This is a genomic window from Actinophytocola sp. (assembly GCF_035634895.1).
Lineage (GTDB): Bacteria > Actinomycetota > Actinomycetes > Mycobacteriales > Pseudonocardiaceae > Actinophytocola.
Map to the genome: position 1 here is coordinate 44,779 of NZ_DASQCC010000085.1, position 14,934 is coordinate 59,712.

The following is a 14,934-nucleotide window of genomic DNA, read 5'->3' on the forward strand; positions in this document are numbered from 1 at the left end:
CAGCGGCGGTGGGCCTTGGTGCGGGGTGCCGGGCAGCGGCGGGGGGCCCTGGTACGGAACGCCAGGCTGTTGCGGAGGGCCGGGCAGTGGTGGCGGACCTTGGTGTTGGGTGCCGGGCAGTGGCGGCGGGCCCTGGTTCGGGCCGCCGGGCTGTTGCGGCGAGCCCTGCCACGGGCCATCCGGTTGCCGGGGCCATGGCTGGTTCGGCGGCCCTTGCTGCTGCGTTCCGGGCAGCGGTGGTGGGCCTTGGTGTGGGCTGCCAGGCTGTTGCGGCGGGCCCTGGTTCGGAGGGCCGGGCAGCGGTGGCGGGCCCTGCTGCGGCCCACCCGGTTGCCACTGCCGGGAGTGGTCCGGGCCGGGTAACGGCGGCGGGCCAGGAGGCAGCGGGGGAGGGCCGCTCACGCGGTGCCACCCCGCTCCGACGCGCCGGGCAGCGGCGGCGGCCCGGCCGGCGCGAACAGGGCGGCGAGGGCGGGTACGGCCTGTGCCGCGGCCCAGCCCGCCATGCCGTTCGCCCACACGAGCGTGGCGGGTGTGAGCTGCCCGCCCGCAACGAAAGGACGCAGCTGGTCGGGCGTGTACGGCCCAGCCGCGGCCCCGTTGATCTCGACATGGAACTGCTGGGCGCCGGGCAGCGGCGGCGGCCCGGCGGGCGGCGCGGCCTGCTGGTACTGAGCCTGCTGGTGCGGGGCCTGCTGGTACTGCTGCGTGCCGGCGGCCATCATGTTGCCCATCTGCTGGCCGAGGGCCATGCCGAGGCCGGCGCCCATCATGCTGCCAGCCCCGCCGCCCTCGTTGTGTGCGGCGGCGACCATCGCCTCGGCGGCGGCGCCCTGCTGGAGGCGGTCCATCGGGCCGACGTTGTCGAGGTAGCGGGCCTGCTCGACGCCGCGGGCCACGCCGCGGGTCATCGCCTGGGTGACCTCCTCGGGCAGGGTGATCGTCATGACGATGTCGTCGATCCGGAGTCCGAACTCGTCGTCGACCCGCTCCTGGACGTACTCCTTGAGCTTGCCGGCCAGCTCGGTCTGGCGGCCCTGCAGGTCGATCACGCCGAGCCTGGTCTCGAGGACCATGTCGGCGAACGCCTGGCTGATCACCCGGCGTAGCAGCTCGGCGATCTCCTCGGTGGACACCGAGGAGTCGGTGCCGATGACCTCCCGCAGGAAGATCTCCGGGTCGGCGATGCGCAACACACAGAGCCCGTTCGCACGGACCTGCACCATCGTGAAGTCGGGGTCACGTACCGTCACCGGGGATGGGGTGCCCCAGCGCAGGTCGGTGACCGGACGGGTGTTGATGAAGTAGACCTCGCTGCGGAATGGGCTGCGGAACCCGTGCGACCACCCCTGCAGGGTCGACAGGATGGGCAGGTTCTCGGTGACCAGCTCGTAGTGACCGGGGCCGAACTGGTCGGCGAGCTGGCCGCGGTAGACGAACACCGCCCGCTGTCCCTCGCGGACGATCAGCTCCGCGCCGTTCTTGATCTCGTTCTCGTAGCGCGGGAAGCGCCAGGCGAGCGTCGACCGGCTGTCGTCGAACCATTCGATGATGTCGACGAGCTCACCCTTGAGCTTGGCGATGATCCCCATCCCTGTCCTTCCCACGAACACCTGCAACGCGCCGAAGTCTAGGTCGAAACACCACGGCAGAGCCGGGAGATCGGCTGTTTTACCGCCCGATCGGGCACCGCGTCTCCCCACGGTCCGCACACCGGCACGCCCGGTGACGGGTCGCCGCCCCCACACCGCCCACGGCCTGGCGCGCCGGCCCCGGGTGCGAGGACGAGTGGACGAAACCCGAGACATGATTCCTCGGATGTCTTGACACCGGCGTCGCCCCGTCACTTCTCTGATATCAGGCGAATCCTGGGCACTCGATGGCGAGGAGATCAGGCATGCGGTGGACCCTTCGGCGGCTGGGTACCGCCGCGCTCGGTGTAGTTCTCGCGGTCGGGGTGAGCGTCGGCGTGTCCGCGCCCGCGCAGGCCGAGTCCAACGGCGGCGTGCGTGTCATGCCGCTCGGCGACTCCATCACCGACGGCTACAACGTGCCCGGCGGCTACCGGATCAACCTGTGGCAGCGCATGGCGTCCGGCGGCTACACGGTCGACTTCGTCGGCTCGGGCTTCAACGGGCCGAACAACCTCGGCGACCACGACCACGAGGGCCACTCGGGCTGGCGCATCGACCAGCTCGACGCGAACATCGTCGCCTGGCTGGGCTCCAGCACGCCGCGCACGATCCTGCTGCACATCGGCACCAACGACATGAACCAGAACTACGACGTCGCGAACGCCCCGGCGCGACTGTCCGCGCTGATCGACAAGATCCGCGCCAACGCGCCCACCGTGGAGCTGTTCGTCGCGCAGATCACCCCGGAGAGCGACCCGACGCTGGAAGCACGCGTGAACTCCTACAACGCCGCGATCCCCGGCATCGTCGCGCAGAAGGGTTCGATGACCCACCTGGTCGACATGCACTCGGCGATCACCACCGCCGACCTGGCCGACGGCGTGCACCCCACCGCGGGCGGCTACGACAAGATGGGCGCACGCTGGTACTCCGCGCTGCAGTCCGTGCCCGGCAGCCTCGCCCCGTCGCTGCCACCGGTCGGCACCGCCGTGTCGCTGGTGAACCCCCAGTCGAACCGGTGCCTGGACGTCTCCGGCGTCAGCACCACCCCCGGCGCGCAGGTCCACATCTGGGACTGCCACGGCGGGGTGAACCAGCAGTGGACCCGCACCGCCGCCGGTGAGCTCCGCGTCTACGGCGACCGCTGCCTCGACGTCGACGGCAACGGGACGGCCAACGGGACGAAGATCCAGATCTGGACGTGCAACGGCACCGCGGCCCAGCGTTTCACGTTCAACGCCAACGGTTCCGTCGTCGGGGCGGGCTCCGGCAAGTGCGTGGACGTGACCTCCAGCGGCACGGTGAACGGCACGCTCGTCCAGCTCTACGAGTGCAACAGCACCGGCGCGCAGCGCTGGTCGGCGCGGTAGGCGACTCCTCGGCACGACGTCACCGGCACCCCTTAAAGCAACGGATAGTTGCAATACGTGCTACGGTGCTGGCATGAGCGAGACCGAAGGCCAGATCGAGGTCGGCCGGCTCTCCGTCGCCTACGTGGCGTCGGGTGCCGGCCAACCTGTGGTGCTTGTCCATGGTGGCGAGAGCAGCCGGCGCCAGTACGACCCGTTCCGGCCACTGCTGGGTCCCGGCATCCGGGCCATCGCCTACGACCAGCGCGATGTCGGCGACACCGTGGCCGATCCGGAGCCGTACACCATCTCGACCCTGGCGCGGGACTGCGCCGGCCTGATCGAGGCGCTCGGCTACGAACGCGCGCACCTGATGGGTGCCTCACTGGGTGGCGCCATCGCGATGTACGTCGCGATCGAGCATCCGGAAAGGGTCGCCAGCCTGACGCTGGTCTCCGCGCCGCCGAGCGCGCCGGGCGACGTCGCCGAGAAGATCATCGCGATGAGCCCCGACGAGCGGGCGAAGTTCATGCTCGACGCGGTGATCTCACCCGAGGGACAACGCCGTGAGCCGGCTCTGGTGCACCAGGTGCAGTCCCTGCTGCGGGGCTCGGCGATGCTGAGCGAGCGGCGGCAGGACGCGATCCGGACGCTTGACTGCGCGGACCGGTTGCCCGAGATCACCGCCCCGACCCTGGTGATCAACGGGACGGACGACCCGCTGGTGCCGGCCACGACGGCGGAGTTCGTCGCCGGGCAGATCCCCGGGGCGACCCTCGAGCTCATCGACGGCGGTCGTCACGGGCTCACCCTCGAACAGCGCGAGACGACCGCCGGGCTGGTGCGCCGGTTCGTGCTCGCACACGCACCAGACGAACCAGGAAGGGAGTCGGCATGACCACGTCGGGCGATGCGGACGGCCACGAATGGCCGTCGGCGCCGGGAGACACGCTGCTGTTCGAGAACGAGCGGGTGCGGGTGTGGCGGATGACCCTCGAACCCGGCGGGATGTTCGACTTCCACCAGCACCGCCACGACCATGTCGTGATCTGGCTCGACGGTGGCGTGTCCCAGGGACAGGAGCTCGGCGACCAGGACTGGGGGCTCGTCCAGGATGCCGGGCCGGGTTTCGTGCTGTACAAGACGGTCGGCACGGCTGCCCCCATGCGTCCACATCGGATTCGCAACGACGGCGACCGGGCGACCGGGCACGTGATCGTCGAGCTGCTCGAACCGTCCCCGAGCCGAGAAGAGGAGCCGTGGGTCCACAACGGACACGGCGCCCTGCGGCGGACCTCCTGACCGGGGAGTCCCGGTCGTCAGTCGGTGGCCCGGAGCCCGGCGAGCACGACGTCGACGACACGTTCGGCTTCGGCCCGGCCGAACTCCTGGCCGGCGCCCATCAGGTGCATGTGCACCGGCCCGGACACCAGCTGCGCGAAGAACACCGGATCCACCGGTTTCAGCTCGCCGCGCTCCGCCGCCGTTTCGAGCCGCTTCCGCACGAGTGCGACACGCCGGTCGAGGACGCCACGCACGGCCCGCCCGACCTGTTGGCGGTCCCGCTCGTGCATCGCGCTCACCAGTGCGCGGCCGTCCGGGGAGTCCAGCCTTGCCACGAGCGTGAGGAGGAAGGTGACCAGATCCTCCCGGAGGTCACCGCTGTCGTGCAGCGGCACCTCGAGCTCGGCGTGTTCGGCCAGCGCGTCGACGATCAGCTCGTCCCGGTCCGGCCAGTTGCGGTAGACGCTCGTCTTGTGCACGCCGGCCCGCTCCGCGACCTCCTCGTACCGGAAGCCGGCGAGCCCGTCGCGCGCCAGCAGCTCGAGCGTCGCCGCCAGGATCTGCGCACGCACGCGGGCCGTGCGTCCACCCGGCCGGCTGCCACTCATCGGTTTCCCTCCCTCGCGTCGAATAGTAGCTTTGAGGAGAAGACATGAAGGTTCTCGTCTCGGGTGCGGGTGTCGCGGGCCTCTCGGCCGCGGTCAACCTCGGTGTCCGCGGGCACGACGTGACCGTCATCGAGCGATCATCACACTTCCGTGTCAACGGTTCTCCCATCGACGTGCGTGGTGACGCCATCGGCATCGCGGACAAGATGGGCCTGCTCGGCGGGATCCGCGACCAGCGGCTCCGGATGAGCGAGCTGGGGGTCTTCGTCGACGCCGACGGATCGGTGCTGGCACCGCTGCCGCTGCGGGAGACCAGCGACTCCGACGAGGACATCGAGATCGCCCGCGAGGACCTCGCGAACCTGCTCGTCGAGGCGCTGCCGGCGACGGCGACCGTCCGCTTCCGTGACTCCGTGGTGGAGCTCACCGACGACGGCGAGGGTGTCGACGTGCGGTTCCTCTCGGGCGGGGCCGAGCGGTTCGACCTGGTCGTCGGCGCCGACGGCCTGCACTCGGCGGTCCGGCGCCTGGTCTTCGGCCCCGAGGCGCGGTTCACCCGGCACCTGGGCTGCTACGCGGCGATCGCCGACCTGCCGGGCGCGGCCGGGGACGACGGCCAGCCCAACCCCGCCTACAACTTCCCCGGCCACCTGGCGAGCATCATGCGCTACCGCGACCGGGCACTCGCCGTCTTCCTGTTCCGCTCGGACCCGATCGACTACGACCACCACGATCTGGACGCGCAGAAGAAGATCCTCGCCGACGCGTTCGCCGGACACGACGAATGGCGGATCCCCGAGCTGGTCGCGGCCGCGACCGCCGACCCGGAGCTGTACTTCGACTCCGCGAGCCAGATCCACATGCCGGCATGGCACCGCGGTCGCGTGGTACTCGTCGGCGACGCCGCCCATGCCGCCTCGGGCCTCTCCGGCCGCGGCACCTCGCTCGCACTGCTCGGCACGTACTTCCTCGCCGAGGAGCTCGACGAGGGCGACCTCACGGCCGGTTTCGAACGCTACGAGGCCCGGTTGCGGCCGTACGTGCGGAAGGGCCAGGCGACCGTCGGCTCCGGCGCCGACCTGGTCCTCCCGGCGACCTGGGCGGCGATCGAGGCACGCAACGAGCGAATCCGGGCCGCCGCGGGCTGAGCCGGCTCACCCGTGCCGGGGCGGACGCCTTCCCCATGCGGCCACCGCGCCGGCGGAGTAGTCCACGAACGCCGGGTCCTCGTAGAGCGCCAGCGCTTCGTCGACCTCCTGCCGGGAGAGCAGGCCCGACCCGACGAGGTCCTCGCCCATGCTCAGGAGGGTCAGCCGGTCGAATTCCGCCGACTCGGTGGCACCGCGGCACGGCCGCAGCGATCCCTGCAGCCGGATGTCGGCCAGCCCGGCGGCGACCAGCGGGGCGGGCAGAGTGGTCGCCCACGTCAGGTCCGTCCCGATCTTCTCCGCGAGCAACCGCGAGCGGGCGGCCTTCTGCCGGGCGTGCGCGGGGTGACCACCGATCCCGGGAACGTGGAAGCCCGCCTCGACCACCAGCCATCCGCCGTCGCCCAGCCAGGAAGCCAGTTTCCGGATCAGTCCGTCCCGGCCGGGCAGGTGTTCCAGCACATGACGAATGTGGATCAGATCGAACTCGCCGTCCGGCGGCGGGTCGGTGACGACGTCGTGCCGCACCACCTCGACACCTGCCTGCGCGAGCGGTGCCAGGAACCGGGTGTCCACGTCGGTCGCCGTGACGTTGGCGGGGCCGACCACGCCGGCCAGCCACGACGCCACCGAACCGGCGCCGGCCCCGACCTCCAGGCACCGCGCGCTAGGGCCGAGCGGGATCTTCTCCAGGCACCGGATGGTGTCGTCGTCCGAGATCCGCTCCAGTGCGACGAGACGCCGTCGCTCGTCGGACGAACCGGGCGAGAGCAGTCGCTCGCCATATCGCTCAGGCGGTGTCAAGCGCGTCTCCTCCGATAGCGTGCCGGCCAGACCCATCGAACCGCCGTGTGACGGCGACAGCCACGGATCAGCTGTCCGTGGTTGAGCGCAGGACGCATCTCGGTCCGTTGTGAACACGGTCGTGCTTCGGGACGTATTACCGTCGGTGGCCCGTGTCCCCTCCCGATCGAGGAGCTTCATGCCTGTCCGACGTGTCGGCGTGCTGGTGACGGCCGTGGCCCTGCTCGTGTCCGCCTGCGAGGCCGGCCGCGCGACCGGCTCGGCCGCCGCGCCCGAGACCGGCGCGCCCGAGACCGGCGCACCCGAGACAACCGCGCCCGAGACCACCGCGCCTGTGCCCCTGACCGCGGTGACCGTCACCGTCCCGGCCGGGATGGCCGCGGCGCCACTGGACGTGGCGCGGCAGGCGCTCGTGCCGCGGGGATGGACGATGTCGGTGTTCGCCAGGATCCCGGCGGCACGGCTCGAGGTGTGGACGCCGGACGACGCGCTGCTGGTCTCGGTGCCGCGGGACGGCAGGGTGGTCCGGGTGACCCGGGACGGGCGTCAGTCGGTGTTGCTGGACGGGCTGAACCAGCCGCACGGGCTGGCCTTCTCGGGTTCGACGCTGTACGTGGCGCAGAGCGACCGCGTGGACGCCTACGCGTACGCGGCGGGTGCGGCGCGGGATCCGCGCCCGGTCGTCACGGGCCTGCCCGACGCCAGGAGCCCGGAGCTGGGCGGGCGGTACGCCCACGCGTTGAAGAGTGTCGCCGTCGGCCGGGACGGATCGGTCTACGTCTCCGTCGGGTCCACCGGCAACATCTCCGCCGAGGACCGCGCCGCGACGCCGCCCCGGGCGTCGATCCTGCGGGTGCCACCAGGGGGCGGGAGGCCCGAGCGGTTCGCGGTGGGGGTGCGCAACGGGACCGGGCTGGCGGTCGCCCCGGACGGGGCGGTGTGGACGGCGGTGAACAACCGGGACAACGTCCAGTACCCGTTCGACCGCCCGTACGGCGACGACTCGGGCTCGTCGAAGGGAAAGGTGATCGAGGAGTACGTGCGTGACCACCCCGTCGAGCCCCTCGCCAGGCTCACGCCGGGGCGCGACCTTGGCTGGCCGTACTGCAACCCCGACGCCGACACCGATCCCGGCACTGCCGGTAGTGGCAAGGACTTCTCGGACGTGCCGTTCACCGCGGACGTGCAGACCAACCCGGACGGCGGCAAGCTCGACTGCGCGGCGCTGCCCCGGATCGAACAGTCGCTCGGCGGGCACTCCGCGCCGCTGGGCCTGTCGTTCGTGGACGGTGGGCTTCCCGGCGAGTACGCCCGCGGCGCGCTACTGGGTGTGCACGGCTCGTGGAACGCGTCCCCGCCCCGCGCGCCGGAGGTGTCGTTCTTCCCGTGGCAGGACGGCTCGCTGGGCGACCAGCAGACCCTGGTCGGCGGTTTCCAGGCCGCCGACGGCTCCCGGTGGGGCCGCCCGGTGGCCGCGGTCGCCGGACCGGACGGGGCCGTCTACGTCACCGACGACCAGGCCGGCGCGGTCTACCGGCTGGTCCCACCCGGACGGTGAGCCGGGCGCGCGACCTTCCCGCACAATCGTTCGTGGGAACCAGGTTCGTGCCCGACGGGCACTGATCGGCGGCCGTGTCACGGGCCGGCGTCGTCGCCCCCGCCGCCCACGTCCGCGGTGTCCATGCCAGCGGTGTCCACGTCAGCGGTGTCCACGGCGAGGCCGCTGGCCGTCTCCCCGAAGTCGGCCGTGATCCAGCCGGTCGGGAGGGTGCCGACGAGGCCCGACAGCGCGCCTCGCCGTGGCCGGTTCCGCCGTGGCCGGGAGGCGGCGGCGAGGGTCCGGCCGCCCCGGATGGTGGTGCCCCGCAACGTCATCACCCACCAGGCGCCCAGGAGGGTGACGAAGCTGACGGCGATCCCGACCAGCGCGTAGCCCGCGCCGCTGGCGAGCGCCATGATCGCGACGACGGGTGCGGCCAGCGCGGCGGCCGACCCGACGACGCGGCGTGTCGCGCCGACCCGCAACCGCGCGCCGATCACCCGGGCCGCGACGGGTGGCAACGTGTCGCCCAGCTCTTCGAGATCCAGCAGCGCGGCTGCCGCGCGGGGCAGGCCGAGCCCGCCGTACACGGCCCGCACGATCGGGTCGAGGTCCGCGGGCGGCGGCTTGTCGGTCAGCTTGAGGCCGCGGCCACGCACGCGGCGCGCGAGGCCTTCGTCCAGGAGCACGCGCATGGCCCCGCCGAGCGCGCCCCGCGGCCCCCGCCACGCGTAGGCCAGCTCGATGGTGGTGAAGTCCGCCGGATCACGCCGCGACCACGGCGACGTCAGTACGGCCACCGCTCCCACCAACAGCAGGACCGCGATCACGTATGCCATGCGGCAAGTGTGCGATCAGGGCCGCGCGACACGCGGGATTTCGCGCGTGCCGATGCCCAAGTGTGAGCTGCCCGGCAGTGGTCATCGGCCGGGGGTCAGGGTGACCGACTGCCCCGGACGCAGTGTGATGGTCCGCCGCCAGCTGCTCGAACGCACTTCGGTGGCGGTGCCGCCGACACTGCGTACCGTCGCCCGGGTCGCCCTGCCGTCCCGCCACGTGAGGTCGACCTCGAAACCGCCGCGCGCGCCGACTCCGGTGACCGACCCCTTCGCAGCCCAGGCGTGGGGGAGCGCAGGCAGCAGTTCGATCACGCCGGGACGGGAGTAGAGCAGCATCTCCAGGGCCGCGGCCGCGCCGCCCAGGTTCGCGTCGATCTGGAAGATCGTGTAGCTGCCCTGGCTGTACATGTCGAAGAGGTTCGCCGACGTGCCGTTGCCGTTGTTCATCGAGGGCCGCAGCACGGTCAGGAACAGCTGGTAGGCGCGGTCGGCGTCCTTGAGCCGCGACCAGCACAGCGAGCGCCACGCGCATGCCCAGCCGAAGCTGTCCATGCCGCGGGCGACCAGCAGCTCGCGCACGCCGTCGAGCAGCTCCGCCGGGCTGGTGTCGGCGGCGATCCGGTCGCCGGGGAAGAACCCGACCAGCGGGGACAGGTGCCGGTGCGTGGTCTCGCCCAGGTTGTCCGGGGTCATCCATTCCTCGAGCCAGCCGGTCTTCGGACTGACGCGGGGCAGGTACAGCTTCGCCTGCATCCGCTGGAGCTCCGCCGCGAGGCCGGCGTCCCGCCCGAGCCGCTCGCTGGCGATCCGGAACTGGGCGAACAGGTCCCACGCGAGCTCCTGGGCGTAGGTGTTGCCCCTGGCGTCCGGTCCGTGCTCCGGAGACCACGCCGTGTCGTCGACGAGCACCTCGCGGGAACCGCCGCCCGGGTCGGTGACGGTCGTGGTGACCAGCCGGGACCGCCAGAACTCGGCCGCGCCCTTGACCACGGGGTAGATCTTCGCCAGGTACGCGCGGTCCTGGCTGTACTCGTAGTGCCGCCACAGGGTGGCGCACAGCCAGGCGTTGCCGGACGGGTGCCAGACCCAGCCGCTGCCGCCGTGGATGTTGGTGGAGAACGCGATCGCCCAGCCCGCGAGCTTCCCGCTGCTGTTGCGGAAGCGGTTGCGCGGATCGTTGAACAGCCTGCGGGTCACGTCCGTCCACACCGGGAGCTGGGACACGCAGTAGTCCGCCAGCGCGACGGCGCACTCGCCGAGACCCGCCGGGCCGGCCAGCCAGTAGTTCATCTGGACGTTGATGTCCGTGTGGTAGTCCGCGAACCAGTCCGGGGTGTTGTCGTGGATCCACAGCCCCTGCAGGTTCATCGGCAGCCGGTCCCGTGACCCGGTGATGGTCAGGTACCGGCCGTACCGCACATAGGTGGCCTCCAGTTCGGGGTCGGCCGTGGTCGGATCCGTGTACCGGACAGCGATCCGCGACCACGTGTCCAGTGCGCGCTGCACCGGTGCGGACGGGCCGAGGTCGATGGTCATCCGGTCGTACAGGCGGCGGTAGTCGCGCACGTGCGTGGCGAGCAGCCGGTCGCCGGGAACACGGGCCGCGGCGGCGGCCTTCGCCCTGGCGAGTGCCAGCGGGTCGATCCCGGCGTCACGGAAGCTCCGCGCCGCGTCCGGGGAGTAGTCGGTGCCCCCGCAGATCACCACCACCAGCTCCCGGCAGCCGGCGAACGTGAGCTTGTCGCCGCTGGCCGAGACCGTGCCGCCGACGCCCACGGCGGTGACCGCGGCCGCGTACCGCAGGCCGTTGGCCAGTGCGCCGGCGAAGCTCGCCTCGTGGGCCGCCGCCGCGGTGGTCTCGTCGTGGGTGCCGAGGAGCGAGACCGAACCGCTGTGGGTGCCGCCGGTCGCGGTCAGCCGCAGGACGACGACGTCGTCCGGGTGGCTGGCGTAGACCTCACGCCGGTAGTGCGCCCCGCCGATCCGGTAGCTCGCCGAGACGACGCCGTTGCTGAGGTCGAGCTGTCGCCGGTAGTCCGCGTACGCCTGCGGGGTGTGGCCGGTCACCGCGACCCGCACCTGGGCGAGCACGCCGAAGCTGCCGAAGCCGGTCCCGTCGTAGGGGAGCTGGCCGTCGTCGGTGGGCACGTCGTTGCGGCCGCCCGACCAGAACGAGCCGTCGGTCAGGTACAGGACGTCGTCGGCGGGGTCGCCCCCGGTCAGCGCTCCCAGGCGCCCGTTCCCGATCGGCAGTCCCTCCCGGATGATCTGGTCCTCGCGGGCAGGCGTGCGGTACCAGAGCGTCGTGGCCTCGGCGCCGGGGACGAGGTCGGGTTCCACGGGCCGGGCCGGTTCGGCGTGTGCGGCGAACGGCCGCGCGCCGCCGATCGCGGCGCCGGCGCCGGCGACCCCGGTGAGCCGCAGGAAGTCACGGCGGGAGGGAGCGGACACGGATGGTCCCCTTTCGACGCAAACATCGGACGTTTGGACAATAAATTCGATAATTAGTAATTGTCAACAACGGCCTTGACCTTGACACCGTGACAAGGTCTTCACTGGGTGCAGGAGGTGGTCCCCGTCAACACGACACACCCGAACTCACCGGACACCCGCCTGCTGGCGGCGTTGTCGGCCGACAGCTCGTCGACGCGGCTCCAGGCGGTGCTCATGGTCGGCACGCATCCCGACGAGTCCGTCGTCGACGCACTCGTGGCCCGGTGCGCGGTCGAGCCGGACTTCTTCGTGCGCGACATGCTGACCTGGGCACTGACCCGCCTGCCGGTGGAGGTCACGGTGCCGAGGCTCCGCGCGGAGCTGCGGTCCGCGCACGCTCAGGCCAGAAGCCAGGCGTTGCACACATTGTCCAAGATCGGGGACCCGAGCGCGTGGCCCGCGATCACGCCGTCGTTGCTGGGCGACGCCGACGACGAGGTCGCGCGCAGCGCGTGGCGGGCAGCCGTCGTCCTTGTGCCACAAGGGGAACGGCTCCGGCTGGCCGAACAGCTCGCCGCGCGGCTCGGCCACGGCGACCGGGCCGTGCGGCTGAGCCTCAGCCAGGCGCTCGTCGCCCTGGGCGAGGTGATCGAGCCGGTCCTGCGGACGGCGCTGGCGAGTGCCGACCCGCGGGTGCGTGCGCATGCCCGCGCCACGGCGGGGCTCCTCCGCGACCCGGACGCCGGTTTCGACCTGGCCGTCGACGAGGCGACCCGGATCCTCGTGCTCGGCCCGGAACAGGGCTGACCGATGCTGATCGGTGAGGTGGCCCGCCGCTCGGGCGTGAGCACCCGGATGCTCCGGCACTACGACTCGCTCGGGCTGGTGCGGCCGACGGGCCGCACCGTGGGTGGCTACCGCGAGTACTCCGCCGAGGACATTCGTCGGATCTTCCACGTGGAGAGCCTGCGGTCCCTGGGGCTGTCGCTCCGCGACATCGGCCGCGCGCTGGAGGATCCCGCCTTCGCGCCGGCCGAACTGGTCGGCGACCTCATCCGCCGGACCGAGGACCGGCTGAGGCGGGAACAGGAGCTGCTCGACCGGCTCCGCGCGGTCGACGCCTCGTCGCCGTTCGGCTGGCAGGAGGTCCTGCGCGTCGTCGAGCTCCTGCGCGGGCTGAGCTCGCCGAGCGCCGCTCGCCGGCAGCAGGCCGTCCTGGCCCCGGCCGAGGACGTGCCGGTGCCCACCGAGCTGCTGGCCGAGGCGGTCCTCGCCGAGTCCGATCCGAACGTCGCCGGCGCCCTGCGATGGGCCCTCGCACGGGCGGGCGGCGACGGCGTGGCGAGCCTGGCGGCCGGCCTGGCCGCGGCGAACGTGGAGACCAGGCGGCGTGCGGTCCTGGCACTGGCCGAGATCGCCGGCGACGAGGCGACCGCGGTGCTCGCCGGCGCGCTCGGAGACCCGGACCCGGCCGTACGCGGGCCCGCCGCCCTGGCCGCGGGCACCCGCGGCGTGCCCGCGGCCGTGCCTACGCTCGTCGGCATGGTGGTCGAGGGCACGAACGACGTCGAGGCGGCCGAGGTCCTCGGCGCACTGGCACAGGACCTCGCCGCCGCGGACCGGATCACGACCGCACTGGGCGACGAGCTGGCCGCGCACCCCGCGGACCCGGCGGTGCGGATCCGCCTGACCCAGGCCCTGGTCGAGCTGCCCGCGCCGCTGGCGGAGGACCTCCTGCGCCGGCTGACCCACGACGACGACCGGGCCGTCGCCGCCATCGCCTCGGCGCTCGTGACCGCCAGATCGCGACAGTGAACCGGCACGTCGGTGCACTGTCGCACGTGAGAACAGCGGTGTGGCGCCGGACGGTTCCGCCAAACGGACCTCGTCGGCGGGTCCGCTCTGGCAGGATCGACTGCCGTGCCGCTTCCCACGCCGCCCGGGCCGGCGAACTTCGTCCGCACGATGCTGACCTACCCGAAGGCGCCGCTGGCGTACCTCACCAACGTGGTGGACACCTACGGCGACGTCACGTCGTTTCGCCTGGCCACCACCAGGGTCACGCTCCTACGCCACCCGCACCACATCCGGCGGGTGCTACAACAGAAGTCGGCGGTCTACACCCGCGACTCCATGGCGTACAGGATGACCCGCAACCTGTTCGGCCGCGGGCTCGCGACCGTCGAGGGTGGCGCGGAGTGGCGGTCGATGCGGCGGATGATGCAGCCGTCGTTCCACTACCAGCGGGTCGCGTCGATGACCGAGCACATGCTCGCCGTGATCCGGGAACGCCTCGCGCACTGGGACGAGCTGGCCGCGGGCGGCGCGGTCATCGACACCGCGCAGGAGATGCGCGGCCTGACGCTGCGGATCGTCGCGCGGGCCCTGTTCGCGCTCGAGGAAGGTGAGGTGGTCGACCGGTTCGCGGCCGCCATCGACACGGTCGACCACGAGATCGGCGAGTGGGTGCGGTTCCCGCTGGTGCCGATGTCGGTCCCGACGGCCGGGCATCGGCGTTACCACGCGAGCAGCGCGATCGTCGAGGAGATCATCGACTACGTGATCATGCAGCACCTGACCGACCAGGTGGACCGTGGTGACCTGCTGTCGATGCTGATCATGACGAAGGACGAGGAGACCGGCGCCGGCCTGACCGACGAGCAGCTGCGCGACCAGGTCATGATCATGCTGTGGGCCGGCCACGAGACCAGCGCCAACGTGCTTACCTGGACGTGGTACCGGCTCGGCATGCACCCCGAGATCCAGCAGCGGGTGCTGCGCGAGGTCGACGGCGAGCTGGAGGGCAGGCCACCGGCGCTCGCCGACTGCAGCAAGCTGACCTACACCCGCTCCGTGCTCGACGAGGCGATGCGGATGTACCCGCAGGCGTGGCTGGGGTCGCGGCGCGCGATGGAGGACGACGAGATCGGCGGCTTCCGCGTCCCGGCCGGCACGGAGATCTTCTTCAGCTCCTACCACGCACACCGGCACCCGGAGTTCTGGGACGAGCCGGAGGAGTTCCGCCCGGGGCGCTTCACCGCCGAGGAGGTCGCGAAACGCGACCGCAGCGCGTACTTCCCGTTCGGCTCCGGCCCACACCTGTGTATCGGCAACCAGTTCGCGTTGACCGAGATGCTGCTCGTCATCGCCAGCACCATGCAGCGGTACCGCATCGAGCTGACGTCCCAGGAGCCGGTCGAGCCGCGGCCGCTGCTGACCCTGGGCGCGGACAGGCCGATCCGCGTGCGCCTGGTACCCCGTGGCCGGCCGGCCGGCTGACCGTGCCCACCGGCGG

The 14,934-nt window shown here is 72.0% G+C and carries 13 protein-coding genes; 8 read left to right on the forward strand and 5 right to left on the reverse strand.

What is annotated here, in order from left to right; translation table 11 throughout:
• Positions 1-398: 398 nt before the first annotated feature.
• On the reverse strand, positions 399-1,592 hold the full coding sequence (locus VET29_RS11800) for an SPFH domain-containing protein (protein WP_324919099.1): 1,194 nt from the start codon (positions 1,590-1,592) through the stop codon (positions 399-401).
• A gap of 305 nt (positions 1,593-1,897) precedes the next feature.
• Between VET29_RS11800 and VET29_RS11805 the strand changes: the two genes are divergently transcribed.
• The 3 genes from VET29_RS11805 (at position 1,898) to VET29_RS11815 (ending at position 4,285) form a co-directional block, all read left to right on the forward strand.
• Positions 1,898-3,004, forward strand: a complete 1,107-nt coding sequence (locus VET29_RS11805) for a ricin-type beta-trefoil lectin domain protein (protein WP_324919101.1) — start codon at positions 1,898-1,900, stop codon at positions 3,002-3,004.
• 73 nt (positions 3,005-3,077) lie between these two features.
• The gene (locus VET29_RS11810) at positions 3,078-3,881 is read left to right on the forward strand and encodes an alpha/beta hydrolase (RefSeq protein WP_324919103.1); all 804 of its coding nucleotides are present in this window, start codon (positions 3,078-3,080) and stop codon (positions 3,879-3,881) included.
• On the forward strand, positions 3,878-4,285 hold the full coding sequence (locus VET29_RS11815) for a hypothetical protein (protein ID WP_324919105.1): 408 nt from the start codon (positions 3,878-3,880) through the stop codon (positions 4,283-4,285). The genes VET29_RS11810 and VET29_RS11815 overlap by 4 nt, the downstream gene beginning before the upstream one ends.
• Positions 4,286-4,302: 17 nt before the next feature.
• Here VET29_RS11815 and VET29_RS11820 read toward each other — a convergent pair whose 3' ends face one another.
• The gene (locus VET29_RS11820; protein ID WP_324919107.1) at positions 4,303-4,875 is read right to left on the reverse strand and encodes a TetR/AcrR family transcriptional regulator; all 573 of its coding nucleotides are present in this window, start codon (positions 4,873-4,875) and stop codon (positions 4,303-4,305) included.
• A gap of 44 nt (positions 4,876-4,919) precedes the next feature.
• Here VET29_RS11820 and VET29_RS11825 point away from each other — a divergent pair, with 44 nt between their 5' ends.
• Positions 4,920-6,023 (forward strand): FAD-dependent monooxygenase, encoded by a 1,104-nt coding sequence (locus VET29_RS11825; RefSeq protein WP_324919109.1) that lies wholly within the window; start codon positions 4,920-4,922, stop codon positions 6,021-6,023.
• 6 nt (positions 6,024-6,029) lie between these two features.
• On the opposite strand, the gene VET29_RS11830 is transcribed toward VET29_RS11825, so the two are convergent.
• Positions 6,030-6,827 (reverse strand): class I SAM-dependent methyltransferase, encoded by a 798-nt coding sequence (locus tag VET29_RS11830; protein ID WP_324919111.1) that lies wholly within the window; start codon positions 6,825-6,827, stop codon positions 6,030-6,032.
• A gap of 178 nt (positions 6,828-7,005) precedes the next feature.
• Here VET29_RS11830 and VET29_RS11835 point away from each other — a divergent pair, with 178 nt between their 5' ends.
• Complete coding sequence (locus VET29_RS11835) at positions 7,006-8,385, forward strand: gluconolaconase (RefSeq protein ID WP_324919113.1); 1,380 nt, start codon at positions 7,006-7,008, stop codon at positions 8,383-8,385.
• A gap of 77 nt (positions 8,386-8,462) precedes the next feature.
• Here the strand turns inward: VET29_RS11835 and VET29_RS11840 are convergent, their stop codons facing one another.
• Positions 8,463-9,206 (reverse strand): hypothetical protein, encoded by a 744-nt coding sequence (locus tag VET29_RS11840; RefSeq protein ID WP_324919115.1) that lies wholly within the window; start codon positions 9,204-9,206, stop codon positions 8,463-8,465.
• 81 nt (positions 9,207-9,287) lie between these two features.
• Positions 9,288-11,657, reverse strand: a complete 2,370-nt coding sequence (locus VET29_RS11845) for a glycosyl hydrolase family 95 catalytic domain-containing protein (protein ID WP_324919117.1) — start codon at positions 11,655-11,657, stop codon at positions 9,288-9,290.
• Between the two features lie 117 nt (positions 11,658-11,774).
• On the opposite strand from VET29_RS11845, the gene VET29_RS11850 reads away from it, so the two are divergent.
• The 3 genes from VET29_RS11850 (at position 11,775) to VET29_RS11860 (ending at position 14,918) form a co-directional block, all read left to right on the forward strand.
• A complete protein-coding gene (locus VET29_RS11850) occupies positions 11,775-12,446 on the forward strand; it encodes a HEAT repeat domain-containing protein (protein ID WP_324919199.1) in 672 nt (223 codons plus the stop codon).
• Between the two features lie 3 nt (positions 12,447-12,449).
• The gene (locus tag VET29_RS11855) at positions 12,450-13,454 is read left to right on the forward strand and encodes a MerR family transcriptional regulator (RefSeq protein WP_324919119.1); all 1,005 of its coding nucleotides are present in this window, start codon (positions 12,450-12,452) and stop codon (positions 13,452-13,454) included.
• Between the two features lie 105 nt (positions 13,455-13,559).
• Positions 13,560-14,918 carry a cytochrome P450 gene (locus VET29_RS11860; RefSeq protein WP_324919121.1) on the forward strand — a complete coding sequence of 453 codons (1,359 nt, stop codon included), beginning with the start codon at positions 13,560-13,562 and terminating at the stop codon, positions 14,916-14,918.
• Positions 14,919-14,934: the final 16 nt, after the last annotated feature.